Genomic DNA, 26,018 nt, shown 5'->3' with positions numbered 1-26,018 from the left:
TAAGGGGTTGCCGGCATGAAGAAAAGGTCCAGTCGCCGCCGCTCACTGCACTCCCGGATCTTCTTGGGTCTGGTGATCGGGGCGGCGGCCGGCGTGACGTGCAACTTGGTGGGCGCCCAGCACGCGGTTGTCCAAGAGCGGGTGGAATGGGTGATTCACTACATCACCGGTCCGCTGGGACGGATTTTCCTGAACATGCTCTTTATGACAGTGGTGCCCATCGTGTTCAGCACGCTGACAACCGGGGTCGCTCATCTGGGCGACCTGAAGCGGCTGAGTCGTCTGGGTGGTTGGACATTTCTATGTTTCTGCGTGTTGATGATGCTGGCAGCCACGCTGGGTCTGTCTCTCGTACATGTCGTCCGACCCGGGGCCGGGTTCGATCCAGCCGTCCAGGCACGGCTTCTGGAAACCTACCAGGGCGAGGTCCAGCAGAAAACCGGGGCCGGGTCCGCGTTCGGCATCGAGAACCTGATCGCAGTCGTGCCCAGGAATCCCTTGCAGGCCATGGTCAACATGGACATGCTGGCGGTGATCTTCTTCGCCTTCATCGTCGGCATGGCGCTGACCCGCATTCAGGCCCCGCGGGCGCAGGGGCTCATCAGCCTGCTGGAGGGGGTGGCCGACGTCATGATGGTGATCGTCGGTTTCGCCATGCAGCTTGCACCGTATGCGGTTCTGGCCCTGATCTTCAACGTCACGGCCCGCTTCGGCCTTGACTTGCTGATGAAACTGTTGATGTACGTCGTGGTGGTTCTCGGGGGATACCTGATCTTCCTGTTCGGCGTCTATCCGATCCTGCTGTGGCTCATCGCCCGGCGCAACCCGGTGGACTTCATGCGGAAGGTCCTGCCGGTGATGATCACCGGCTTCTCCACCAGCTCCAGCAACGCCACCCTTCCCACGACGATCAAGGTGAGCATCGAGGACCTGGGGATCCCCAGCGATATCGCCGGTTTCGTCCTGCCGCTCGGCGCCACCATGAACATGAACGGCACCGCTCTGTTCGAAGGGGTGACGGTGTTATTCCTGGCTCAAGTGCTCGGTGTGGAACTGACCCTGGTCCAGCAGGTGCTGGTGGTGCTGCTGGCGGTACTCATGGCCGTCGGCACGGCGGGGATCCCCGGCGGCTCCATCCCCATGATCATGATCGTGTTGGCCACGGTGAACATCCGCCCCGACGCTATCGCCATCATCCTGGGCGTGGACCGGGTGTTGGACATGGGCCGGACGGTGCTCAACGTGACGGGCGACATCGTTACTGCGACCTTTGTCAGCCGCTTGGATCACAGGTCCGGCCCGGCGTCCCTCAACGGGGCGGAAGGCTAGCCGCCCAGGGATCTTCCGGCTTACCTCACTTCACGCAGCGGCAGGTACTAAATGAAAAACTCGCCGGTGAACCGGCGAGTTTCGGTGAGGATCGTCAATCGGGTGGACAGCGGGTCTCAGGCTTTTCCCTTGGATGCGTTCATCGGAACGCGCAGTGTCCAGCCGAACACGTCTTCTTTCTCGCCATACTGGATCGCCTGCAGCTCGCCGTAGAGCTTCCGGGCCACGGGCCCCACCTCGTTCTTGCCGATGGTGTGGAGGGTGTCGCGATAGCAAATGCCGCCCACCGGCGCGATGCTGGCGGCCGTGCCGACGCCGAAAGCTTCAGACACCCGCCCGCTCTGGATCCCGTCGACGATCTCGTCAATGGCGATCTTGCGCTCCGAGACGGTGTAGCCCAGGTGGCTGGACAGCTGCAGCACCGATTTGCGGGTGATGCCGTGGAGAATCGCCCCGCTCAGCAACGGCGTGGTGACCACGCCATCGATGACGAAGCAGATGTTCATGGCGCCCACTTCCTCGATATAGCGGTGCTCCTTGGCGTCAAGCCAGAGCACTTCGCTGTAGCCTTTCTCCTGAGCCTCCTGGCGGGCCAGCAGGCTGGCGGCATAGTTGCCGCCGGTCTTGGCCTCGCCCACGCCGCCCTCGACGGCCCGGACGTAGTTGTGCGACACGTACAGGTTCACGGGGCGGAAGCCCTGTTTGAAATAGGGGCCCACGGGGGACAGGATGATGAAGAACAGGTATTCCTTCGCGGACCGCACGCCCAAACCCACTTCCGTGGCGATCATGGCGGGGCGGATGTACAGAGCGGCATCGCGCTGACGGGGGATCCAGCGGGACTCCAGCGTCACCAGTTTCACGATGGCGTCGAGTGCATCCTGCTCGTTGAGCTCGGGCATGGACAGCCGCCGAGCGGACCGGTTGAAGCGCCGGACATTCTCCATGGGCCGGAAGAAGATGATCTGATCGTCCGGGCCGGCGAACGCCTTCATACCTTCGAAGATCTCCTGGCCGTAGTGAAGCACCAGCGTCGCCGGGTCCAGATCCAGCGGGCCGTATTTCAGAATCCGGGGATTGTGCCAGCCCTTGTCGGCGGCGTAATTCAGGAGAAACATGCGATCCGTGAACACACGACCGAATCCCAGGTCCTGCACGTTGGTGAACAGGGGTTTCAGATCCCCATCCGTCAGCGAGGCGATGGCGATATCCATAAAAAACTCCTGCAGACGAAGATGATCGAATGAGGAGTTATTTTAGCATGTGGTTGGAATTTTCCAAATAAATTGACTAGGTGCAGTCCTTCCGGGCCAGATCGTGGAGGAAGTTCTGAAACACGTCCTTGAGAATTGGATCCTCCTGGATGAAGCCCTGGAACGTGTCCAGCAGATCGTCGGCATCCAGGCTCTGGATCAGGCTGTCGCCGAACAGATTGGTCAGGATCTCATGCAGAACCTGGCGACCGGTCTCTTTGTATACGAGCGGGTCGGACAGATCCTTCCCGCGGACCAGCTCGGAAAGCGCCGCCTCTAGGGGATCGGTCACCGACAGGGTGGCCCTGACAGTCTCGGCGTCCACGGCCGGGGACGCCGCCATCCCCGGTCCCAAGGGATCGCACCCGTTCCCGAAATCCACGCTCTCCGTATCGAGAGACGGGTGTTCAAGGTTCTGCTTGGGATTGATTTCCATCGGCCGAATCCATCGCGACGCCGGTTACGACTTCATGTTCCGGATTGCCGCCATGGACGCTTCGTGCCGGTCCTTGGAAATGTTGGTCATGAGGTTGAACATCTGCGTTTCCTGCTGGATCTGGTACTGCATCTGCAGGAGCTGCATCTGGTTGCTTTCGCCCGTGATCGAGCCGGACCCGCCGCCGAGACCTCCGAGCAGGCCGCTGACAATGCCGGCACCGGGGATGAACGAGGATGCCGCACCGGCAATACCGCCCAGGATGGACGTGAATTTGCTCCAGCCGCTGGGCTTGGGCTGGGTGATGTTGGCAATGTCCTGCATGGAGAAGGTCTGGCTGACATTGTTGATATTCTGGACCGTCATGGCGTCGCCTCCTTGTGCGAATCTGACACTATTATCGGGCTCCGGCAGGAAAAGTTGCCACCTTTTTTCGGCTGAAAACCGATTTGACAAAGACAGGGCTCACTTTTATAGTGGCACAATGCGCCGTCAAAGGTCAACGCCATCCCCAAGCCCAACAGTCAACCCATGAAGGCAATCGCCACGCGTATCCGCGATCGGCTGTCCGCCCGAGGGCTGCTCTTGGTGGTTCTCATCGTGGCAGGGTGTTTGCCGGGCGCGTCGGTGGGCGCGCAGGAGCCGGCGCCCCAGACTCCGGCACCCGCGGAAGAGCCGACGTTCGTTGAAACCGTCATTCCGGTGGAGGGCGAACCCGTCGTCATCCGGTCGCGAGCGCAGACATCGGAGCGCGGTGTGTTCCGGGCCAGCGGCGACGTGTCCGTCCGATACCGGGATATCGAGGTGCGGGGTGAGGAAGTTGCCTATGACAGCAACACCCGCACGATTTCGGCGCACGGCGGCCTCGTCTTCCGGCGGGGCCTGCAGGAGTTGACCTGCGAGTCGTTTGAGTACAACGTGGCGGAGCGGAAGGGCCGCTTCGTCAAGACGCGCGGCGTGGCGGACAACTTTGTGCGCCTGGTCTGCGCCGAGGCCGAGCAGACCGGGCCCGACGAATTCGTCTTCCACCAGGGCGTCGTGACCACCTGTCAGTTCGACCACCCCCACTGGAGCTTGAGCAGCCGGGAGACCCGGGTGGTCAAGGACAAGTCAGCCACGGTCACGCGCGGCATATTCCGGCTGTTCGGTGTGCCGACGTTTTACGTGCCCTGGATCCGGCTTCCCCTGCCGAAGAAGGAGCGCAAATCGGGCTTCATGATTCCCTCGTACGGTTATTCCGACGACAAGGGCCACAAGCTGTCCGACGCCTTCTACCTCACACTGGGTCGAAGCATGGACCTGATCCTGCAGGGGGATTACTACACCGAGCGCGGATTCGGCCTCGGCACAACCTTCCGGGGGCGTTTTTCGGAACTTTCCTATGTTAATTTCTCCAGCTATTCCGTTGACGATCGGAAAGACCAGGGGGGCAGCGTCATCAACGTGGACGGCTATTTTCTTTTCTCGCGGGGGTTTCACGGTGCCATCTCCGCCAACGTGGTCTCCAATATCGTGTTCCGCCAGGTGTACGAATCGGACTTTATTGGCGCCGTCCGTCCGGACGAAGCGCTGCGCGGATTCATCAGCCGCAGTTGGTCGGATTACTCCGTCAGCCTGGAATTCAACCGAGCCCAGTACTACTTCGACGACTTCCAGGTGCTGGAGCGGGCTCTGCCGGAGGCCTCGTTCCGCGTAATCGGCCGCTCTCTGGGTTCCTGGCCCGCCTACCTGTTTATGGACAGTTCGGCGGCGTTCATGTTCAAGAAGGTCAACTGGAATGAGACCGATCCCAGCGGCGGCGGCACCGTGGACATGCAGTTCAACACGCCGCAGGGAGTGAGCCGGCTGGACGTGTACCCGCGGCTCCTGGTGCCGCTGCGGCTCGGCGCATTCCGCTTGTCGCTGGAACCCGCCCTCCGCGCGACGTACTACTCGCGCAGTTTCCCGACCGACGCCCCGGCGGACGCAGCGTCCGTTGACGCGGACCGATCAGGAGTGGGGCGATACCTTGCGGCTGTGGAAGCCCGCCTGGACGCCCCCCGTCTGTTCCGCGTCTTCCACCCCTTCGGGGTGCCGGTCAAACACGTCATCGAAACAGGGGTGACCTGGCGGTGGGTGTCGGATGTCGACGAGTTTGCACGCATTATCCAGTTTGACTGGCAGGACGCGGTCGTGGGCACCAATGAGCTGGACTACTGGTTGGTGCAGCGGTTCTTCAGCCGCCGAGGAGACCGGCCGTGGGAATGGGCCACGGTGGCGCTCCGCCAGAAGTACTTTTTCGATCCCGATTTTCATGGCAGCCTTGAGACCGGCTTCAACAACCAGATCGCGCCGTACTACACGTTCAGCCCCTACGCGGCGGCGCGGGAACCACGGGATTTTTCGCCCATCCAGGCACTCGTCCAGGTCCATCCGGCGCCGACCATCAGCGGACAACTTCGTTTGGAGTACGATCCGATCCGCGGGGAATTGCGCGATTGGTCCGCCGCCGGAACGTACAACTACGACTGGCTGTTCGCGTCGCTGGCCTTCCTGCGCCTCTATACCGAGGGCGACCAGCTGGTGGACAACGACTACCTGCAAACCTCGGTGGGATTGGGCAAACCGTACCAGGGTTTCAGCATCGAGGCCAATGTCTCGTATAACCTGGAAAACAGCAACCTGGACAATTTTTACATTCGCACCAACTACTACTTTGACTGCATCGGCTTTTCGGTGGAATACACCAAGTTCGACATCGCCAACCGCCGGGATTCAGGCGACATTCGTTTCGCCATGTATCTGCGCGGCATCGGCGATTTCGGGACACTCCAGAAACTGGGCCGGAGATTCTTTTGAAGACAGTCTGGGTGGGGCTTGGCGCCAACTTGGGCGATCGCGCCGCCGGTCTGGCGGCGGGGTTGGCCCATCTGGCCGCCGGCGGGGTGACGGTGACCGCCGTTTCTTCGCTCTACCGGACCGAACCCGTGGGCGGACCGCCACAGCCGCCCTATCTCAATGCCGCAGCCGGCCTCCGGACCCGCCTGAAACCGCGGGAGCTGCTGGCGCTGATCCAGTCGGCGGAAGCCGCCGCAGGACGGCGGCCGGCTGAACGCAACGCGCCCCGGCCGCTCGACATCGACATCCTCCTGTTCGGCCGGGATGTCGTCGCCGAGCCCGACCTGATCATTCCCCACCCCGGCATGGCTCAGCGGCGGTTCGTGCTGGTGCCGCTGGTGGAAATCGCTCCCGCCGCACGGCATCCCGTGCTCGGTCGGACCGTCACCCAACTGCTGGCCGCCTGCGGCGACCGGCATGCCGTGGAATGGTATTGCAAATGGCCCGGCCTTCCTTTATAATCCGGCCTGTGGCTAAACCCTAACATTTTCGAGTGTTATGCATTTCAAGTACCTCGTCATCGAAGGGCCCATCGGCGTGGGGAAAACCACCCTGGCCAAGCGATTGGCGGATGAATTCCAGGGCCGGGCGGTGCTGGACCAACCGTGGGAAAACCCCCACATCACCGCTTTCTATGAGGGCCTGCCGGGTGCCGCGTTCAAGGCCCAGCTCTTTTTTCTGGCCCAGCGCTGGACGCTGATGCGGGAACTGACGCGGCAGTCCCCCAGCCCCGCCCCGGTCATCTCGGATTTCCTGCTGGAGAAGGACAAGCTGTTCGCCTGCCTGAACCTCAACGATGAGGAACTGGTCATCTACAACAAATTGTACGAGGCCATGTCGGACTACCTCATCCAGCCCGACATGGTCATCTACCTCAAGGCGGATGTCGATACCCTGCTGGAGCGGATCGAGCGGCGCAATGTTCCGATGGAGGGACGAATTCCGCCGTCCTACCTGAAGGATCTCATTCAGGCCTACGAACACTTCTTTTTCCAGTACCAACAGCGGACGCGCGTCCCGGTCCTGGTGCTGGAAACCGAGCAGATCGATTTCACCGTGACCGGCGCCAAAACCGATGATTTCATCAAGTTTCTGCGGTTCAAGAACGTGACGGGTCTGCAGTACTATGCGCCACCCGCGCGGGGATGAGCCATGAAAATCCTGGAATCACCCGATCAAATCCTGGAAATGACCGCTCGTTTCCAGTCCGGTGAAACCAAACTGGGTTTCGTCTCCGCCATGGGCCTGTTGCACGAGGGGCATCTGGCCCTGATCCGGAAGGCGCGCGAGATGGCCGATTCCGTGCTGGTGATGGTCTACGCCAACCCCGCCCTTGTCCAGGACGACGAGACGCTGCTCCGCCTCAAGGAACAACGCCCGGCGGATATCGAGCTGCTCGCGTCGGAAGGCGTGGATTACGCCTGTTTTCCCGGCCGCAAGGAGTTGCACCCGAAGGATCACCGCACCCATGTGCGCCTCGACAAACTGGATCAGCGCTTCCGGGGCATCGAAACCGACCAGTACCTGACCGGTCTGGCCACCGTCTATCTTCAGGCCATGAACCTCTTCCGCCCCAATTTTGTGTTCGTAGCGCAGAAAAACTACCTGGATTTCCTCATCCTGAAACGGCTGATCAGAGACCTTGACGTGAGGACCGAGCCCGTGCTGAGTCCCACCGTGCGCGACGAGAACGGCTTGCCGTACTCCTCGTTCCATGGGTTGTTCGGCGACGCCGAAAAAGGCGTCGCACTGAAGGTCTGCCAGGCTCTGGGCGCCGCGCGGGAGGAGCTCATGGCCGGCGAGAAGTCGGCCGTCCGGATCATTCAGCGGATGCAGGAGTTGATGGGCCGCGAGCCCCTGTTGCACGTCCGGTTTGTCGGCATCCTGGACCCGGGCAACCTGGAACCGCTGGAGCGCGTGACTCGGGACGCCTTGGTCTATGTGGTGGCCCACGTGGGCCGGTTCCGCTTCACGGACAATTTCATCTTCCATGTTCAGCAGGATTGAGATGGGGGCCGGGACGCGTCCGACTGTGGCTCGCCGGAGGCTCCGCCTGCTCCTGGCGCTACTGCTGGCGAGTCTGGCGCCGGCCGCCGCAGGGGCTCCCGCCGCCGGCCACCTGTCGGAGGCCCAGGTCGCCAGACAGATCAAGAAAGTGCTCGACCGGCCCGGCCATCCACCTGGATTTTGGGGCGTGTCTGTCATCGATGTCCAGAAAGGCACTTCGCTCTATGCGTGGAACGAGCGCCGCCTGTTCGTGCCAGCGTCCATCCAAAAACTCCTCACCGGCTACGCGGCCTGGCGGACATTCGGTCCCGACCACCGCTTCCGAACCGAGATCGCCACCACCGGCCGGCTGGACCAGGACGGCATCCTGCGCGGACCGCTGATCATCCGGGGTGGCGGCGACCCGTCGTGGTCGTTCCGTTTCTTCGAAGACGATCCGGTGCTTCCGGTGCAGTCATTTGTTCTGGAATTGCTTCGGCGGACAGGAATCCGGAAGGTCGAGGGCGACGTCATCGGTGACGCCACCGCCCAGCTCGACGAACCGTACGGCCCTGACTGGAGCTGGGAGGAGTTTCAATGGGCGTATGGCGCCAAGGTCAGCGCGCTGGCCCTGAATGACGGTGTTATGGAAATGCGGATCACCCCCGGCGAGCCCGGCCATCCGCCCCAGATCGCGGCGGTGCCCGCCTTCCTGCAGTCCCAGGTGCGGAATCTCGCCATGACCGCCCGGGGCGCCGGAGCGGACGATCTGATTGTCTACAAGCCGTTCGACACCGATGAATTCATCGTGAGCGGCCGATTTCCAAGCGGCGCGTCCAGACGAGTGCTCCGCGTGGCCGTCAGCGATCCCGCGCTGACCGCTGCCCGCTGGATTCGGGAGGAACTGCTGCGGCTGGGTGTGCCGGTGAGCGGCGGAACCGGGGTCCGCTACCGCCGGCCCTACCTGCCCGATGCCCCGCCGCCGGAGGCGGGGACGCGGCTGGCCGTGATCGAGGGCCGGCCCTTGGAGCAGATTCTGGTGCCGGTGATGGAGCGCAGCATCAACAATTATGCGGAAGTCCTGCTGCGCAATCTGGCTCGTGGCCAGGTGCCGCCCGAAAGCACCGACCGCGAGGCCGGCATTCAGGCGGTCTACGGCTTGTGGCCGCAACTCATGGAGCCGCGGCAGAACATCGCCATGGCAGACGGCTCCGGCCTGAGCCGGCGCAACCTGGTGACGCCGCGGTTGATGACCGACTGGCTGTGCCTGGTCGCCAAGGCGCCCGATTTTGAGCGATTCTCCGCACTGCTTCCCGAAGCTGGCCGGGAGGGGACGCTCAAGTACCGACTGAACGGACGCACCGCCGGCAACGTGCTGGCGAAGACGGGGCGGCTGTCCACGGTGGTCTCCATGGCCGGTTATGTTCGCACCGCGTCCCGCCGGCTGGTAGCTTTCTGCATCATCGTCAACAACATCCCGCCGGGGAATGACGCGCCCAAAGCCGTCATCGACGAAATCGTCAAGATTCTGTATCGGTATTGACTGGCCGACGCGTCGTCGGCGCAGGCGTAAAAAAAAGACCGGATCCCCAAGAGGATCCGGATCTTGGTGGGCCGTGCCGTCACGTCCTCACAATAGGTGATATGCCTGGCGGGCGGTCATTTGTTCGAGGATGCGCTGCAACTCGCGGCGGCCGTAAAAGAGCCGGCTCTTGACGGTGCCAATGGGCGTTCGAAGCAACCGGGCAATGTCTTCCAGGGTGTGCTGTTGAATGTCGTGCAAGTAGACGACCTGGCGGTGGATGGCCCGGAGCTGGCCCAGGGCCTGGTTTAGAAACTGGCGGAGCTCCCGGCGCCGGGTGGCGGTGAAGGGATCGGCACCGGCGTCGGGCAGTTGATCCGTGAGGGGAGTTTCCCCGGCGTCCAGGGCCACTTCTACCTTGAGGCGAACCTTGTGCTTGCGGATGTACCCCAGCGAGACATTGACGACGATGCGGGTCATCCAGGTCTCCATCCGGCTTTCCCCGCGGAATTCTTTCAGGTGCAGGAAAATGTTCTTGAACGCTTCCTGAACGGCGTCCTCGGCCAGGTGGCGGTCGCGCAGGATCCGCAAAGCCGCGTGAAAGAGCCGGGAATAGTGCTGCCGATAAAAATCCTCCGGGTCAAAGATGAGTATCTGGCCGCTGGCATCCCCGGGACAGGCGGGTGACGGGGTGCGCTGGTTGCCGTTCAAACCGTGGACGGTGATTACATTGGTCTGGCTCATGGAACTTCTCCTATCACAACACTCACCGCTCTAACTGCATCTTGCTTGCCAATTGAACTGTTGGAAACGAAATAATATTAAATTGTTGATTAAATTGTACTTAAATAGTTTCAACACTTAGGTGAGGCATTCGAGTGTAAACTATTCTGTCGTTGATTATCTAGTTGGTGTAAAAAATATTGACGCTTACGAGTTGCCTCGGCTGCACCGTTGCGGATTGGACGGAATCTAAGATTGCCTGATCGAGACAAGCTGTTTACAATGGAACCACTCGAGCTCATGGACACACGAATCACCCAACTGTTCGGTATCCGTCATCCCATCATCCAGGGGGGGATGGTCTGGTGCGCGGGCTGGCAGCTGGCGGCCGCTGTTTCGAAAGCCGGCGGTCTCGGCGTGATCGGCGCCGGTTCCCTACGCCCGGACCGGCTGCGGGAGCACATCCGATGCGCGCGGCAGGCCACGGATCGTCCGTTCGGCGTGAACATCCCGCTGATCTACAAGTATGCGTCGGAGTCTGTCGCCGTCTGCCTGGAAGAGCGTGTGGGCATCGTGATCACGTCGGCCGGCAGTCCGAAGAAGTTCACCGCCGACCTGAAGGCGGGCGGAGCCGTGGTGGCCCACGTGGTCCCCAACGTCGCCCTGGCGTGCAAGTGCGAGGCGGCGGGCGTGGATGCGGTGGTGGCGGAAGGATTTGAGGCGGGGGGCCACAACGGCGTCGATGAGTTGACCACGCTGGTCCTCGTGCCCCAAGTGGTAGACGCGGTCCGCGTGCCCGTGGTTGCAGCCGGCGGCATCGGCGACGGGCGTGCCTTGGCCGCCGCCTTGGCGCTCGGGGCCGAAGGGGTGCAAGTGGGCACCCGGTTCGTTGCGAGCCTGGAATCATCCGCCCACCCGGCCTTCAAGGCGGCGGTGGTGGGCGCCGCCGATACCGACACGGTGCTCACCCTGAAGCGGGTGGCCCCGGTCCGGCTGCTGAAAAACGCGTTTGCCCGTACGGCGCTGGAACGCGAAGCGGCCGGCGCCGGCCGGGACGAGCTGGCCGCGCTGCTGGGCACGGGGCGGGCGCGGCGGGGTATGGCCGAAGGCGATCTGGAGGACGGGGAACTCGAAATCGGACAGGTGGCCGGACTGGTGCGGGAGATTCTGCCCGCCGGCGAAATCATCCGCCGATTCCTGGCGGAATACGAGGCGGCCCGTGGCCGCCTGCCGGCGGGGGCCGGCTGAGACGGGGCGTGAGCGACGGCGGAACAGCCGGATCATGCGGATACAAGGAGCAGCCATGAATTTGACAGACAAATGCGCGCTGATCACAGGCGCCTCACGGGGTATCGGCCGCGCCATTGCCATGAAGCTGGCCGCGGAGGGCGTCCATGTGGCCATCAACTATCTGCGCAGCCAGACTCCGGCGCTGGAGACGGCTCGGGCCATCGAACGGTTCGGCGTCCGGGCGGTGCCCATCAAGGGCAACGTGGCGGATCGCGGCCAGCTGGCGTGCATCTTCGAGAAGATCCGCGCGGAGTTCGGACGCCTGGATATCGTGGTGAGTAACGCCGCGTCGGGCGTCCTCAAGCCGGCGGTGGAGCTCTCGGAACGGCACTGGCATTGGACCATGGACATCAACGCCGGAGCCCTGCTCGGCCTGGTCCAGCACGCCATGCCGCTCATAGGTGACCGCGGCGGGCGGGTGATTGCCGTGAGCAGCCTGGGGGCGGTGCGCGCCATCCCCGATTACGCGGCGGTGGGGGCGTCGAAGGCGGCCCTGGAATCGCTGGTCCGCCACCTGGCCGTGGAACTGGCGCCGCGTGGGATCAATGTGAATGCCGTTTCGGCCGGCGTGGTGGAAACCGACGCGCTCAAACACTTCCCCCGCCGGGAAGAGATTCTGGACAACTCCCGCCGGCGCACGCCGGCCGGTCGTCTCACGACGCCCGAAGATGTCGCCAACGTGGTGTATTTCCTTTGCACCCCGCTGGCCGACATGATTCACGGCCAAACCCTCGTGGTGGACGGCGGCTACTCCATCGTGGCCTGACCGGGTGCACGCGGTCGCTGCAGTTCGGGACCACCGCCGTTCAATCGGAGAAAATGCCGAATCGACCCGTCAAACTGTCCAGTGTGCGTTCGGCGGGACAATGACCAGTTGCCGACCAAAATCGACACATCATCGAGGAGGATAACTCAATGTTTTTTTTGGGCCTGTTGATCGCGATCGTGGCTGTCGTGGCGCTTCGCGTGGTGGGCCGCCAGGGCGGCGTGCCCCGTCTTGCCGCCATCGGGGCGCTGGTGCTCGGTGTGCTGCTCATGCTGCTCCAGGCTGTGACCGTGGTGCCCGCCGGCCACGTGGGGGTGGTGGACTTTTTCGGCTCGGTGTCGCCGACGCCGCTGCGCGCCGGCATCAACCTGGTCAATCCCCTGGCCAACGTGCTGGTTTTCAGCGTCAAGACCCAAGAGATGAAGGAGGTCTTGGACGTGCCGTCCAAGGAGGGGCTTACTGTCCAGTTGGAAGTGAGCGTCCTGTATCATCTGAATACGGAAAAGGTACCCGAAGTGTATCGGACAGTCGGTCCCGATTACCTTCGGGTGCTGCTGGAGCCGCAAGTTCGGTCTGTGGCGCGCGGCGTGACCGCCGGCTACGACGCACGGGCCTTGTACACCTCCGAGCGGGAAGCCCTGTCGCGGCTCATTGCCGCAGAGATCAGCCGCAGCGTGGGACCCCGCGGCGTCGTCATCGAGTCGGCGCCGTTGCGCCGGGTGGGTTTACCGCCCGGGCTCACCCAGGCCATCGAGGAGAAGCTGCGCGCCGAGCAGGAGAGCCAGCGGATGAAATTCGTCCTGGAGAAGGAGAAGCTCGAGGCGGAGCGCAAGCGCATCGAGGCGCAGGGCATCTCCGACTTTCAGAACATCGTCTCCAAGGGGATCAGCGAGCAGCTGCTCCAGTGGAAAGGGATCGAGGCCACCGAGAAGCTGGCCCAGTCGGCCAACAGCAAGGTGGTGGTGATCGGCGCCGGGAAGAACGGCCTGCCGCTCATCCTGAACGCCGACTGAAGCCGAGGCGGGCCGCCTAGGCCCGCTTGAATCCCTTCTCCAGGTCCCGGATGTGCAGCCGCAGCACCACCGGGCGGCCGTGGGGGCAGGTGGTGGGCTCCTCGGCGGACAGCAGGCGGTCCACGAGGTTCTGCATCGCCTCCGGCTCGAGGGGGGTGTGGATCTTGACCGCCGCGTGGCACGCCAGTGCCGCGGCCACCCGCCGCTGGACCTCGTCGATGGAAAACGAAGCGCCTATATCGCCGAGCCGATCGAGAATGTCGCGCACGAGCAACTCCACCTCAACCCGGTTGGCCATGGCCGGTACCGCTTTTATAACCACGGTGCCGCCGCTGCCGAACGGTTCGATCTCGAATCCCGCCGCCGCGAACTGGTTGGCGACGCGGTCCATCTCCTCGCGATGAGCCGGGGACAGTTCCAGCGTCTCCGGCACCAGCAGGCGCTGCCGGGGCACCGCCCGCTCACCGAGCTGGCGGCGGAACGCCTCGTACAGCACGCGCTCGTGGGCCACATGCTGGTCCACCACCAGCAGTTCATCGGGGCTGACCGCCACGATGAAACTCTCGCGCCACTGGCCCAGCACCTGCCACCTGCCGGTGTCCTTCACCGCGGCGCCGGACACCGGCGGCGGCGCCGCGGTTTCGGGGTGGCGATCAATCGACAGCGTGAGGGCGTCCGGCGCGCCGGTCCGGACGGAGGTGAACGCGAAACGACGCTCCATCGGCGACGTCGGCTGGGTTGAAAAATCCGCCAGCGCTTCACGGACCCGTTGCCGGACGGCGTCGGCGGCCGAGCCCGGATCTCCGGTCACAGCTTCGCCGGCCGGGGTGTCTGGCTGCTCCGCCGGTGCGGTCCAGTCCGCCAGGCTGGCGAAGGGCCGGTGGGTCCGGATGGCCGTTTCCAGCGTTCGGCGGATGAACGTTTGCACCTGCCACGACTGGCGGAAGCGGATTTCCGTTTTGGCCGGATGGACGTTGACGTCGATTTCGGCGGAGGGAATCTCCACGAACAGGATCGCCGCCGGGTAGGTGCCGCCGGGGATGATCCCGCGGTAGACCTGCGACAACGCCGTGGCCAGCAGGCGGTCGCGGACCATCCGGCCGTTGACGAAGAAATACTGCGCCTCGGTGGATGCCCGGCGCTGGTGCGGGCCGGAAATGAAGCCAGACAACCGCACGCCCTCCTCCTGCGTGTTTAGCGGGATCATGTCCGCGAGGAACTCGTCGCCGAACAGCTGGTGAATCCGTTCGTCCAGCGACCGGACCGGCGGGACGTCGATCACCCGCCGCGTGCCGCTGAGCAGGGTGAAATGGACCGCCGGCCACGCCAGAGCGTAATGGGTGACGGTGCGGGCGATGTGGGCGGACTCGGTGGTGTCAGCGCGCAGGAATTTCTTGCGGGCCGGGACGTTGAAAAACAGATCCCGCACCACGAGCTCGGTCCCGCCGGCCCAGGCGATGGGCCGGACGTCGCGGATCACGCCGCCGTGGATCTCCACGAGCGTGCCGCCCGCGGCGCCGCCGGCGGTTCGTTCCGCCGTGCGCAGCGCGAGGCGGGACACCGCGGCGACCGACGGCAGCGCTTCGCCGCGGAAGCCCAGCGAGGCGATCCGCTCGAGATCCTCAGCCACCCGCAGCTTGCTCGTGGCGTGATGCTCGAAGGCGAGCAGGGCGTCCTCGTGGCTCATTCCCTCGCCGTCGTCCCGGATGGTGATGCGCTCCCGCCCGCCCCGCGCCACCTCGATGTCGATCCGGGTGGCGCCGGCGTCGAGCGCGTTCTCCACGAGCTCCTTGACGACGGATGCCGGCCGCTCCACGATTTCGCCTGCAGCGATCTGGTTGATCAATTGGTCCGACAGCACCCGAATTTTTCCCATTGTTTCGGCTCCGGGACCGGTTGATACCGGTCCGAATGATTGCAACACGTCGCAGGGCCCGCGTCCGGCCGCCGGCTCACGTGACCGGTTCGGGACGTTCGGGGAACCACTCGGCGATCCGGTCGGGCCGGTCCAGCACGTACCGCCAGATGCCCCAGGCCAGCCCGTCGGCTTCGCAGTCCGGCAGCACCGCCGTCGGGAAGGCGGTGCGAAGGTCGGGATCGGCGTTGCCCATGACCATGGGCAGAGCGGCGGCCGCCAGCATGTCGCGGTCGTTGAAATTGTCTCCGGCCGCGGCCACCTGATCCATGGGGATGCCCAGCGTGCGGGCCACCCGCCGCAGGGCAGCCCCCTTGTTCACGTCGGGATGCATCACATCCAGCAGCGTCAGGTCACGATCGGGGTATTCGGTGAGCAGCACCCGGATGTCGTCGCCGAAGCGGGTCCGAAAGCAGGCGGCCAGGCGCCGCATGTCCGCCACCGAACCGCTGAACATCGCCTGAAGGACATCCAGGCCGGCGAGCCGCTCGAGATCGCGCACCACGGTCACGGCGGTCCGGCTCAGCTCCAGGAACCGGAGCATGCGCTCCTGGCCCACGGCGCGCTCCTCCAGGTACAGCCGGCCCGTGCCGTGCGGATCGCCGAACAGCACCGGCGAACAGCCGGCGGCGCGGCCCGCCGCGGCGACGACGGGGACCAACGCCGGCGGCAGCGTCTGGAAGTGCAGAGGCAGGCGGCTGACCAGTTCCTTGGTCACCGCGCCGTTCTGGAAGATCATCAGGCCGTCCAACCCCAGCGCGAAGGCGTAGCCGGCGCTCACGCGGTACTGGCGGCCCGTGGCTGGCACCAGTTGGATTCCGGCTGTACGCAGGTCGCGGACCGCCTGATAATTGGCTGGGGAGATGGCGTACCGGCGGTCTAGGAGCGTGCCGTCCAGGTCGGTGGCGAGCAGGCGGATCGGCGGTGCCGGCCCGGCAACCGTCGGCCGGCCGTCGGCCGGCGAGCGGGGATTGGCGGGGTGACGGGGGCGCCGGCGGGCCATGGACCGGCTCATGCCGCGGGCGCGCCGTCGACGGCGCCGGTCTTGGCGCGGCGGCGCATGAAGATCCAGCTCACGCCGATGCTCAGGACGTAGAGCACCAGCATCGGTCCGGCAAAGATCACCAGGTTGAGGGCGTCGGTGGTGGGCGAAATGACCGCCGCCACGATGAAGATGATCACCACCGCGTGGCGGAATTTCTGGATGAGAAACCGTGGCGTGACCATGCCCATCATGGCCAGGAAAGCGATCACGACGGGGAGCTGGAAGACCGCGCCCATCCCCAGGATGATGAACAATACCAGGTCGAAGAAGAAGTCGATGTCGATGTTCGGCGTGTAGCCCTTGCCCATGACGATGAAGAACTGGAAGGCCGACGGCAGGGCGATGAAGTAGGCGAAACCGCAGCCGGCGAGGAAGAGGGCCGATGCGAACACGATGAACGGCAGGGCGTAGCGTTTTTCATGTCGGTAAAGGCCCGGCGAGATGAACAGCCAGAGCTGCCACAGGAGGAAAGGCGCGGCGAGGAAGATGCCCGCAAACAGCGCCACCTTGAGGAACAGCATGAACGGTTCCTGGAGCTTCAGGTAGACCAGGCGCCCGCCCTCGGGCAGGTATCGGGTCAGTGGCAGGGCCAGCCACTGAAAAATCTCCTCGTGGTAGGCGTAGGACACCGCAAAGCCGACGGCGACCGCCATCAGGCAGCGCATCAGGCGGCGCCGGAGTTCGTCGAGGTGTTCCAACAGGGTCATGGGTTTCAGGGATTCGCCGGTTGCCGGGCCGCGGGCGGCGCCTTCTGCGGGCGGTGATTCACGCATGGTCAGCCCTTCAGATCGTCGCCCGGTCCGGGCGGCGGGATTTCGACGGCGGCGCGCTCCGCGACGGCTTCTTCCAGCAGGCGGTCATGGGCGTTGGGGGATTCGGCGGCCGCAGGCTCGATGGCCGCGGGCCCGGCGGAATCGGACGGAGTGGTGGCGCTGCCGGAGGACGCCAGGGGTGTGTATGGATCCACCGCGCTGCGGATGTCGGACAGTTCGTTGCGCGCTTCGGCGATCTGTTGCTTGAACTTGATTAAATCCGGTCGCAGGTCGCCTGCCTCCAGGTTGACCTCGCGCTCGATGGTGGTCTTCAGTTCGTCGCTGGCCCGGCGGAATTCGTGCATGAACTTGCCCACGGTCCGGCCGATCTCTGGCAGCTTGCGCGGCCCGAACAGCAGCAGCGCCAAGAGGAAAATGATGGCCAGTTCCGGCAGGCCGATGTTCATGATCTCACTCCGGGCAATAGCCGACGATGGGTATTATAGCAAGCTTTCGGGAGGCGACGCCGTGCGTTTTATCGGGAGTCCTCCCGTGGCGGTCCCAGCGGTCAGGCCAACCACTGCTCCTGCGGCAAGGGATGCGCTGAAAAGGGAACCGCCCACTTCCGCAGAGCGGGAATGGGCGGTTCCGAAACGTTCGGTCCGACGGCGGCCGCCGGCCGGGATCAGCAGCAGTCGGCGCTGGCGCCGTGCTTCTTCCGATATTCACTCTTCGGCACGGAGAACTGCTTCTCGATCTTGTCGCGGAATACCAGGCCGGAGTTGTACGTGCAGAACGGGTAAAGCCGGCCGTCGGGGGTGGCGTAGTGGATGACGCACCGCTTGACGCGGTCGATGTCATAATTGTAGCTGTCCATGAAGTGCATCCCGGCCACGAGCAGCGTCTTGTAGGTGTAGGTGCCGTCCAGCTCGCCGCGGCCGGCCTTCTTGTCCAGCATCCCCTCGAGGGTCTGCAGGAAGCGGGTGAAGGACAGCCCCTCGGGCGCCTGATCGGCGATGAAGTGTTTTTTCATGTTGACCAGGGCGCCGGCGCCGGTGAAGAACTTATAGGCGCCGCGGAGCCACTTGGAGGCCTCGAGGCCCTGGGCCTGCTTCTGCATGTCGTCCAGCAGCGCCTTGACGTTGACGAAGCGGGTGATGGGCGTGGGCTTCTTGTTCTGGTCCACGAAGAAGTAAGTGCCGATGCCGCAGGTGGGGTGACAGGTGATGTGGCAGGTGGGATTGCCGCGCATGGCGGAGATGAGCTGCGAGATGGGCGATGTGCACGACAGCGGGAACCAGTCCGCCTTGGTGGTGTAACCGGTCTCATTGATGCGCAGCGCCAGGTCGGACAGGGTGAAGCGCAGCTTCTCCCGCTCCTTGTCATCGATGCGGCCGGTCAGGGCCACGGGCTGGAAGCTGATGCCCGAGCTGACGTCGATGTTGTCGAGGGCGAACTGGAGGATGGGGACCACCTGGTCGTCATTGACGCCGCCCACGATGGTGGGCACGTACACGATCTTCATCCCGGCTTTGCGGACGTTCTCAATGGCCTTGAACTTGATGTCCAGCAGTTTTTCCGAGCCGCGGATCTCCTTGTAGAGCTTCGGATCGAGGCCGTCGAATTGCAGATAGAGAGTGTGCAGGCCGGCTTCCTTCGACTTCATGGCGAAGTCCAGGTCGGCGAATTTGATGCCGTTGGTGGCGCATTGGACGTGGGCGAAATCCATCTCGTTGGCCAGCGTCAGGATCCGGAACCAATCGGGGTGCAGGGTCGGTTCGCCGCCGGCGAACTGGACCACCCGGCCGTGCACCGGCCGTTCATCGCGGAGCGTCTGCAACATGCCCTTGACCTCTTCGAACGAGGGCTCGTAAATGTAGTCCTGCACATTGGCGTTGGCGAAGCAGATGGGACAGGTGAGATTGCAGCGGTTGGTCAGGTCCACATTGGCCAGCACGGTGTGGCTGACATGAAGGTCGCACATGCCGCAATCGTCGGGACAGGAGGCGGCTTTGGCCACCGCCGGATTGGAGACGCCCTCACCGATGTCGTAGTGCCACGACAAGGCCTGCCGGTAGATATCCACGTCGGAGAAGATCAGGTCGCGGCAGTAGCCGTGGTCGGGACACGTTTTTTCCATGTACACCTTGCCGTTCTCCTCGAACAGCCGGGCGTCGATCTTGCGGCTGCACTCCGGGCACAACGAAACGGTCGCGTACGGCAGGTCCCGGGGCAGAGGTGTGATATCAGCGCCGCACAGGGTCTGGCGGGCGGCAGAGGCCTTTTCTTTGGCGGTCTTGGTTTTCATGACGGACGCTCCATGCTGAAGTGAGAATGCGCCGCCGGTTCTCCGGCGACGACGGTGATTATAGGTCCCACGCTCCACCCAGTCAAAACCAAACTGTTCCTCACGGCGGAACAGTAGCTATTTTTTTCTGAAACTGTTCCATCGGTTTGGAGCTTGTGCCGGTCCGCCGGATTCACTATAATATGGCTGTTTTTTCACCTGAGGGTTATGAACAAGGGCAAGGAAGCCACAGGACCGTTGGATGAGACCACCCAGATCCTCCGGACCGAGGAGCTGGAGGCCAAACTCCGTGCGGGTCAGAAGATTCCCGCCCTGATCGTGATCGACGGCAACGATACCGGCCAGATTTTCAAATTGACCGCCGCGGCCATGTCACTGGGCCGCGGCTCCACCGCCAGCATCCGCGTCAACGACAAGACGGTCAGCCGGAAGCACTGCCTGCTGGAGACCACCCCGGCCTACGTCACGGTGATCGACCTGCAGAGCGCCAACGGCACGTCGGTCAACGGCGACCGGATCCAGAAGCGGCGGCTGGTGAACGGCGACAAGATCCGGGTGGGCAGCACGGTGCTGAAATTCGAGCTTGCCGACGCCGACGAGAGTGAGTTCCACGAGAAGCTCTACCACCTCATCACGTTCGACGACCTGACCAGCCTCTATAATCGAAAGTATCTGATGAACCACCTGGAGTTCCTGTTCCGGGGCCGGCAGCCGTCGCAACCGGTGACCCTGCTCTTCCTGGACCTGGATCACTTCAAACTGGTCAACGACACGTACGACCACCTGACCGGCAGCGAGGTGCTGTCGGAACTGGGCCGGCTGCTCCTGTCCAACCTGCGGGCCACCGACATCGCCTGCCGGTACGGCGGCGAGGAGTTTATCATCATCCTGGCGGAGACTTCCGGCATGCAGGCGATCTACGTGGCGGAGAAGCTGCGCAAACTCATCGAAGCGCACACCTTTACCAGCAAGGACGGTCACGAAATCCGCATCACGGTGAGCATCGGCATCGCCGAGAAGTCCGCCACCATGACCACACCTGAGCAGCTGATCGCTCGGAGCGACGAATGCATGTACCGGGCCAAGGAACTCGGCCGCAATCGCACCGTGCTGTACAAGGAAGGCGCCGCTGATCCCTTCGTCCTGGTCACACCCGGCGGACTCGACGAAGACACCTCGCATAGCACCACGTATTGACAGATCTCCGACCCGCCATCAGACAGCAGGTGCCGGCTGCAGACGGTCACACGGCATCCGTCAGGGTGTGTGGGGTTTTCCCTTGCTAGCCGCCTCAGCCCGGGCCAGGTTCTGCCGGTAGATGTTCAGGTTGGCATCCAGGTTCTTCTCCGCCCGGCTCACCGCCTCCCGGTAGGCCCGGACTGCTTCTTCCAACTGCCCCGTTTGCTCCAGAGCCTCACCCAGCGAATCGTACACGTTGGCCGAGTTGGGGAACAGTTCCACGTTCCGCCGGAACACGGTGATCGCCGCATGGCTGTCCTTGCGCTGTTGCAGGTACAGGTACCCCAACTGGTTGAGCATGGCCTCGGGTACCTCGATGGTATACCCGTATTTCTGGCTGAGCTGGCGGTAGTGGTCCTCCAGCCCCTTGAGCCCCAGGGTGAGGAGGTCACCGGAAGGCTGCCAGCCGGCGTAGATGGCCACCAGTCCGCGGTGGATGCTTTCCAGCAGGACACTATCGTGGTTTTCGTTTTCCAGCGGGACAAAGTGGCAGGTCGTGCTCTTCGGGGCCTTTCCCTTCATCAGCTTCAGGAACCGGTCCAGGGCGGGTTTGTAGTCAGGTTCGTTCCCGAGGGTGATGTAGAGACTGCGGCGCGTGGCCGGGATGGCGGATAGCCGCTCCGCCGCCAGGCGCACTACGTAATCGTTGTCCCACATGACATAGGGGCTGACGGCGACCAGGCCCTGGAACAGATCGGGCTCGGTGAGCATCGTCCAGATCGCGAACATGCCGCACAGTGAGTGACCGACGAGAATCCGGTACGGCTCCGTCCGGTAATTTTGCTCCACCCAGGGGACCAGCTCGGCCTTGAAAAACTCCATGAATCTGGCGCCGCCGCCGGAACCGGGACGGTCTGCCGCCGCGGTGGGCGTGAAATCACGGGTCCGGTTCGTGTTGGTGATGCTGACCACGATGGCCGGGGGCATCTGGTTGTTGCGGGCCAGGAAATTGGTCACCGCGGCGGCCAGGATGTGATTGCCCTCGCCGTCGAGGACGTACACCACGGGGTATCGCCGGGCGAAGCGGTCGTAGCCGGCGGGGGTGGTGATGAGGAGGGTGCGCTCCTCGCCGAGCGCTTTCGACCAATACTTGACCAGTCGGCCGATGGTCAGAGGCTCCCCGGGCTCGGCGGCTCGGATTCCGGTGCTGAAAACACCCAAGCCGATGAACAGCAGCATCAGCGCGACCGCCGTCAGGCGGCGCCTGATGTTCGGACAGGAATTCGGATCAGTGTGCATAATCTCCCCCGATGACTGGAATGATGATGAGTCATACGACTCAGTCGGTCGGATGTTTGGGCAAAACTGGTTGTGGAGCGGATATCCGGGAGCGGAATCAAAGCAGGAAAAACAGGACAGCCGGCCCGAAGGCCGGCTGTCCGCAATACATGGGCTGGCGGTCGGTCCAGGGATGCGGGCCGCCATCCGTCACAGCATAACCGTTTCCTGGTACAGGCCGAACACGTCGCGGAGGGTGTCGGAGATCTCGCCGATGGTGGCCTGCTTGTGCACGGCGTCCAAGATCAGGGGCATGAGGTTGTCGTGACCGCGGGCGGCCTGGGCGATCGCCTCGCGGGCCAGGCGGACGGCGTTGTTGTCCCGGCCGCGGCGCAGCTCCGCCAACCGCTGTTTCTGGTTCTTCTCGATGGCCGGGTCGATCCGCAAGATGTCGAACCGCTCCTCCTCCTGCATCTGGAAGCGGTTCACGCCGACGATGACCTGCTGGCCGGCCTCCACCGCCTTCTGGTAAGCGTAAGCGGCGTCCTGGATCTCCTTCTGGATGAAGCCGGCTTCGATGGCCCGCAGCGCGCCGCCCATGTCGTCGATGCGGCGGATGTAGTCGGCGGCCCCGTTTTCGATCTCGCTGGTCAGTCGTTCCACGTAGTAGGAACCGCCTAGGGGATCGGTGGTGCTGGTGGCGCCGCTCTCGTAGCCGATGACCTGCTGAGAGCGCAGGGCCAGCCGGGCGGACGCCTCGGTGGGCAGCGCCAGCGCCTCGTCCATGGAGTTGGTGTGCAACGACTGGGTGCCGCCGAGCACGGCGGCCAGGGCCTGGATGGTCACCCGCACCACGTTCACATTGGGCTGTTGGGCGGTGAGAGTGGAGCCGGCGGTCTGGGTATGGAAGCGGAGCAGGAGCGACTTCGGATCCTTGGCCTTGAAGCGGTCGCGCATGATCCGCGCCCACAGGCGGCGGGCGGCACGGAACTTGGCCACCTCTTCGAACAGGTCGTTGTGGGCGTTGAAGAAGAAAGACAGCCGCGGCGCGAACGCGTCCACGTCCAGGCCCTTGTCGATGGCCGCCTGGACGTAAGCGATTCCGTCGGCCAGGGTGAAGGCGACTTCCTGGACTGCGGTGGAGCCAGCCTCGCGGATGTGGTACCCGCTGATGGAAATGGTGTTCCATTTCGGCACGTGCCGGGAGCAAAACTCGAAGATGTCGGTGATGAGACGCAGCGACGGCCCCGGCGGGTAGATATACGTGCCGCGGGCGATGTACTCCTTGAGGATGTCGTTCTGCACGGTGCCCGACAGCTTGTCGGCGCTGACGCCCTGCCGCTCGCCCACGGCGATGTACATGGCCAGAAGCACCCCGGCGGTGGCGTTGATGGTCATGGAGGTGGACACCTTGTCCAGGGGAATCTGGTGGAACAGCGAGGCCATGTCCTCCACCGAGTCGATGGCGACGCCCACCTTCCCCACTTCGCCTTCGGCCAGCGCGTGGTCGGAGTCCAGACCGATCTGGGTGGGCAGGTCGAACGCGACGCTGAGACCCGTCTGGCCCTGCTCCAGGAGGTAGCGGTACCGCTTGTTGCTCTCCTCGGCGGTGGCGTAGCCGGCATACTGGCGCATGGTCCAAAGGCGCTGCCGGTACATCCCGGGGTAGATCCCGCGAGTGTAAGGGTAGCTGCCCGCATCGTTGAGTTGCGTCGTGTAGTCGAAGCCGGGCAGATCGTCCGGGCGATACGTCTCCTGAATGTCGATTCCGGAAGTCGTCCGCTTGGGTGTGTCGGCCATGGATCACTCCTCCGTGCGAGATGGCAAAAGGAAATTATAATGCAGGTCGTGTAATCCTGGAAGAATATTTAACTATTATGGTAATTGCGCCCCGCCGTCATTACCGGCGCATTCAGATGCAGGCGGGCGCCAGACTGAACACGGCCGCGGCCGCCAGCACGCAGCCCAGGGCGAACCACAGACAGAGCGGCATCAACTCGCGGCGATCCGGAATGCGCCGTGTTTCGAGCACGGTCTTCTCCATCCGGTCGATCTCGCGGTAGACTTGGTCCAGGCCGGACGTGTCGGAGGCAAGGAAGGACTGGCCGCCGGTGGTGCGAGCGATCTCGGTCAGCACCTGGGGGTCGAAATCCACCCGCGTCCGGATCCAGGTGGGCGAGCCGTCGGGGGCACGTGCCATCACGCGGGTCTCGGCGCCCGTGCCGATTCCGGCCGTGTACACGCGGACATTGAACCGCTTGCAGAACTCCGCTGCCTGGAGCGGCGACACTTCGCCGCGGTTGTTGGCGCCGTCGGTGAGAAGGACAGCCAGGCGGCTCCGCGCCGGGGAATCCCGCAGCCGGTTGACTGCCGAGGCCAGCGCCATGCCGATGGCGGTGCCGTCGGCGTCGAAGGGGATCAGTTCCACCGAATCCAGCAGGGCCTCCAGAGAGTAATGGTCGGCGGTCAGGGGACAGACCACGTAGGCGTCTGCGGCGAACGTGATCAGGGCCAGCCGGTCGTGGGTCCGGCGGCGGATGAAATCCCGGATGACTGCCTTGGCCGAAGCCAGACGATTGTCCGGCTCGAAATCCTCCGCGGACATGGAGGTGGAAATGTCCAGGACGAGAACGATGTCCACGCCTTCGGCGGCTGTCTCCTCGCGGAACGTTTCCGTGTAGGGCCGGCCCAGGGCCAGGAACAGCGCCAGCGCGGCCAGCACGATCAGGCCGCTGGCCAGGCGGGGCAGCAGGCGAGCGTGGCCGGTGTGCGCCGCCAGCCAGTCCACGCCCGGGAAATAGATGCCGGGGCGGCGCTGGCGGAAGACCAGCAGGCGCACCACCACCAGCACGGCCAGCGCCGCGAGGGCCCAGAGCCACCCCTCAGGCTGAGCGAACTTGAGTGTCGACGGCAGGTTTAGCATCGCGCGATCCCAGTCGTTCCATGATCTCGACAAACGCGGCCACGAGGGCGTCGACGTCGGCGGCGGTGAAGGAAAAACGCGACTCGTCAGCGGCAGCCAGGACGGTCCGGATCGGCGCGATGCCCTCCGGCCCGGCCGCTTCCGGACCGGCCAGCCGCAGGCAGAGCTCGGTTGTGGTCAGGGCGTGCAGGTCGGTGCGGAACCGCCAGGCCAGGAAGTCCCGAAAGACATCCACCAGCCGGCCTGAGAGCTCCTGGGGGGAACGGGCGGCGGCGCGCTGGCCCCATACCCGGTTCAGTCGCTCCCGGAAGTAAGCCAGATTGACTTCCCGCGGAGAGGCGACATCGGGCGCCGGTGGTCGGCCTCGTCGCCGGAGCCACCAGCCCGTCGCGGCGGCAGCGGCCAGAACCGCACCGCCCAGAACCCACCACCAGACAGGAAAGCCTCCGGCGGGCGCCGTCAGGCCGCCCCGGGGCGGCTGGGGGGCGAAAGGTCCCGCCCCCCGCAGCAGTTCGGTCACGGTGATCTCGCCAGGCGGATACGTCAATGGAATATCGGTGCCTGCCAGGCTGCGCCAGACGACTGGCACGGCCGGCAGCGGGATCCGCCCGGTTCTGAACGCCTGCAGCTCCAGTCGGATCACGTCATATCCCGACCGGCCGGACGTTGCCACGCGAACGGCCCGCAGCGTAAAGTCGCCGTAACGCTGCGGACATTCGGGGAGCACCCACCGGCCGGCCGGTGGCGCTTGGACCCGGATCTCCACAACAAACGGCGTCCCGATCATCAGCGCTCCGGTCGCGGTCGCCACGCGCGCATCCACGGCCCGGGGCGCGCCCGGATCCTGCGACCGGAGCCACGCGACCGGGGCCGCCAGCACCACGCCGCCGGCGAGCGCGACGGCGAACAGCCGGCGGATCGTCCGCTGAGCGAGTCGTTGGAAAATGGAAAGTGCGCGCATCTCCGCCCCGCCCGGTCCCGGCGCGGCGCCGGGGCATTCGAGCGGATTGTATCATCCTTCTGCTGGGAATGGGACCGGCCTTTATCCCGGTCGAGCCGCCCGCGAGCGAAACGATGGTGTGGATCAGCGCAGATCCAGCAGGCCCTGGATGCGCTCCAGGTTCTGCCGAACCTCCTTGATCTGGTGGATGGTGTCGCGGAATGCGGCCAGTGAGGCAAAGCAGGGCGGCGGTTCCCGCCGGGAGCGCTTCAGTTCGTGCAGCCCGTCCGGCTTCATCAGGTGCACCTCGCGGTTGAAGGAACGGAACAGCAGGAACAGCGTCAGGCCGGGAGCGAGCAGGTCGGGCGGCATCAGGATCTGGATCTTGTCGAAATCGGTCTTGGAGAAGAGCTGGGCGGGGAAGCCGGTGTCCGGGATGTCGACGGTCAGACCGTCAAGCGCCTCGTCGCGGAACAACCGGTA

The 26,018-nt window shown here is 64.2% G+C and carries 24 protein-coding genes; 10 read left to right on the top strand and 14 right to left on the bottom strand.

The genetic code is table 11. From position 1 onward, the window contains the following. Window positions 1–15: 15 nt before the first annotated feature. Complete coding sequence (locus GX414_08855) at window positions 16–1,329, top strand: dicarboxylate/amino acid:cation symporter (protein NLI47203.1); 1,314 nt, start codon at window positions 16–18, stop codon at window positions 1,327–1,329. Between the two features lie 116 nt (window positions 1,330–1,445). Here the strand turns inward: GX414_08855 and GX414_08850 are convergent, their stop codons facing one another. The 3 genes from GX414_08850 to GX414_08840 form a co-directional block, all read right to left on the bottom strand. Next, on the bottom strand, window positions 1,446–2,543 hold the full coding sequence (locus GX414_08850; protein NLI47202.1) for a branched-chain amino acid aminotransferase: 1,098 nt from the start codon (window positions 2,541–2,543) through the stop codon (window positions 1,446–1,448). 76 nt (window positions 2,544–2,619) lie between these two features. Then, the gene (locus GX414_08845; GenBank protein ID NLI47201.1) at window positions 2,620–3,018 is read right to left on the bottom strand and encodes a hypothetical protein; all 399 of its coding nucleotides are present in this window, start codon (window positions 3,016–3,018) and stop codon (window positions 2,620–2,622) included. Between the two features lie 24 nt (window positions 3,019–3,042). Beyond that, complete coding sequence (locus GX414_08840; protein ID NLI47200.1) at window positions 3,043–3,384, bottom strand: hypothetical protein; 342 nt, start codon at window positions 3,382–3,384, stop codon at window positions 3,043–3,045. A gap of 165 nt (window positions 3,385–3,549) precedes the next feature. On the opposite strand from GX414_08840, the gene GX414_08835 reads away from it, so the two are divergent. From GX414_08835 to dacB, 5 genes are read left to right on the top strand one after another with little or no spacing between them, the layout of a single operon-like run. After that, entirely contained in the window at window positions 3,550–5,856 is a 2,307-nt protein-coding gene (locus GX414_08835; GenBank protein NLI47199.1) for a hypothetical protein, read from the top strand. Then, window positions 5,853–6,356: a 2-amino-4-hydroxy-6-hydroxymethyldihydropteridine diphosphokinase gene (folK, locus tag GX414_08830; GenBank protein ID NLI47198.1), complete on the top strand. Its 504-nt coding sequence runs from the start codon at window positions 5,853–5,855 to the stop codon at window positions 6,354–6,356. The genes GX414_08835 and folK overlap by 4 nt, the downstream gene beginning before the upstream one ends. A 37-nt stretch (window positions 6,357–6,393) precedes the next feature. After that, window positions 6,394–7,044: a deoxynucleoside kinase gene (locus tag GX414_08825; GenBank protein NLI47197.1), complete on the top strand. Its 651-nt coding sequence runs from the start codon at window positions 6,394–6,396 to the stop codon at window positions 7,042–7,044. Window positions 7,045–7,047: 3 nt separating this feature from the next. Next, window positions 7,048–7,902: a hypothetical protein gene (locus GX414_08820; protein ID NLI47196.1), complete on the top strand. Its 855-nt coding sequence runs from the start codon at window positions 7,048–7,050 to the stop codon at window positions 7,900–7,902. 25 nt (window positions 7,903–7,927) lie between these two features. After that, window positions 7,928–9,424, top strand: coding sequence for a D-alanyl-D-alanine carboxypeptidase/D-alanyl-D-alanine-endopeptidase (dacB, locus tag GX414_08815; GenBank protein NLI47195.1), 1,497 nt, complete (start codon window positions 7,928–7,930; stop codon window positions 9,422–9,424). 87 nt (window positions 9,425–9,511) lie between these two features. On the opposite strand, the gene GX414_08810 is transcribed toward dacB, so the two are convergent. Then, window positions 9,512–10,147, bottom strand: coding sequence for an RNA polymerase sigma factor (locus GX414_08810; protein ID NLI47194.1), 636 nt, complete (start codon window positions 10,145–10,147; stop codon window positions 9,512–9,514). Between the two features lie 279 nt (window positions 10,148–10,426). On the opposite strand from GX414_08810, the gene GX414_08805 reads away from it, so the two are divergent. The 3 genes from GX414_08805 to GX414_08795 all read left to right on the top strand — a co-directional run bounded on the left by GX414_08805 (window position 10,427) and on the right by GX414_08795 (window position 13,195). Further along, window positions 10,427–11,374 (top strand): nitronate monooxygenase, encoded by a 948-nt coding sequence (locus tag GX414_08805; GenBank protein ID NLI47193.1) that lies wholly within the window; start codon window positions 10,427–10,429, stop codon window positions 11,372–11,374. A 61-nt stretch (window positions 11,375–11,435) separates the two neighbouring features. After that, window positions 11,436–12,182: an enoyl-[acyl-carrier-protein] reductase FabL gene (gene fabL, locus GX414_08800; protein ID NLI47192.1), complete on the top strand. Its 747-nt coding sequence runs from the start codon at window positions 11,436–11,438 to the stop codon at window positions 12,180–12,182. A 149-nt stretch (window positions 12,183–12,331) separates the two neighbouring features. Then, window positions 12,332–13,195, top strand: a complete 864-nt coding sequence (locus GX414_08795) for a prohibitin family protein (protein NLI47191.1) — start codon at window positions 12,332–12,334, stop codon at window positions 13,193–13,195. A gap of 16 nt (window positions 13,196–13,211) precedes the next feature. Here the strand turns inward: GX414_08795 and mutL are convergent, their stop codons facing one another. The 5 genes from mutL to GX414_08770 form a co-directional block, all read right to left on the bottom strand. After that, entirely contained in the window at window positions 13,212–15,071 is a 1,860-nt protein-coding gene (mutL, locus tag GX414_08790) for a DNA mismatch repair endonuclease MutL (GenBank protein NLI47190.1), read from the bottom strand. Between the two features lie 76 nt (window positions 15,072–15,147). After that, a complete protein-coding gene (locus GX414_08785; protein ID NLI47189.1) occupies window positions 15,148–16,113 on the bottom strand; it encodes an HAD family phosphatase in 966 nt (321 codons plus the stop codon). An 8-nt stretch (window positions 16,114–16,121) separates the two neighbouring features. Next, window positions 16,122–16,928, bottom strand: coding sequence for a twin-arginine translocase subunit TatC (gene tatC / locus GX414_08780; protein NLI47188.1), 807 nt, complete (start codon window positions 16,926–16,928; stop codon window positions 16,122–16,124). A 2-nt stretch (window positions 16,929–16,930) separates the two neighbouring features. Then, complete coding sequence (locus tag GX414_08775) at window positions 16,931–17,374, bottom strand: twin-arginine translocase TatA/TatE family subunit (protein ID NLI47187.1); 444 nt, start codon at window positions 17,372–17,374, stop codon at window positions 16,931–16,933. Between the two features lie 218 nt (window positions 17,375–17,592). After that, entirely contained in the window at window positions 17,593–19,215 is a 1,623-nt protein-coding gene (locus GX414_08770) for a radical SAM protein (protein NLI47186.1), read from the bottom strand. 207 nt (window positions 19,216–19,422) lie between these two features. Here GX414_08770 and GX414_08765 point away from each other — a divergent pair, with 207 nt between their 5' ends. Next, window positions 19,423–20,412: a diguanylate cyclase gene (locus tag GX414_08765; protein NLI47185.1), complete on the top strand. Its 990-nt coding sequence runs from the start codon at window positions 19,423–19,425 to the stop codon at window positions 20,410–20,412. Window positions 20,413–20,472: 60 nt separating this feature from the next. Here the strand turns inward: GX414_08765 and GX414_08760 are convergent, their stop codons facing one another. The 5 genes from GX414_08760 to GX414_08740 all read right to left on the bottom strand — a co-directional run. Beyond that, window positions 20,473–21,633: a tetratricopeptide repeat protein gene (locus tag GX414_08760; protein ID NLI47184.1), complete on the bottom strand. Its 1,161-nt coding sequence runs from the start codon at window positions 21,631–21,633 to the stop codon at window positions 20,473–20,475. Window positions 21,634–21,882: 249 nt separating this feature from the next. After that, window positions 21,883–23,472: a methylmalonyl-CoA mutase family protein gene (locus GX414_08755; GenBank protein NLI47183.1), complete on the bottom strand. Its 1,590-nt coding sequence runs from the start codon at window positions 23,470–23,472 to the stop codon at window positions 21,883–21,885. Between the two features lie 112 nt (window positions 23,473–23,584). Then, window positions 23,585–24,595 carry a VWA domain-containing protein gene (locus GX414_08750; protein ID NLI47182.1) on the bottom strand — a complete coding sequence of 337 codons (1,011 nt, stop codon included), beginning with the start codon at window positions 24,593–24,595 and terminating at the stop codon, window positions 23,585–23,587. Continuing rightward, window positions 24,555–25,556 (bottom strand): hypothetical protein, encoded by a 1,002-nt coding sequence (locus tag GX414_08745; protein NLI47181.1) that lies wholly within the window; start codon window positions 25,554–25,556, stop codon window positions 24,555–24,557. Before GX414_08745 ends, GX414_08750 begins: the two co-directional genes overlap by 41 nt. A 123-nt stretch (window positions 25,557–25,679) precedes the next feature. Further along, the coding region (locus tag GX414_08740) for a hypothetical protein (GenBank protein NLI47180.1) at window positions 25,680–26,018 on the bottom strand (339 nt) is incomplete at its 5' end.

It is taken from the genome of Acidobacteriota bacterium (genome assembly GCA_012517875.1).
In the GTDB taxonomy this organism is placed as follows: domain Bacteria; phylum Acidobacteriota; class JAAYUB01; order JAAYUB01; family JAAYUB01; genus JAAYUB01.
This window is presented reverse-complemented; position numbering and strand designations above follow the sequence as displayed.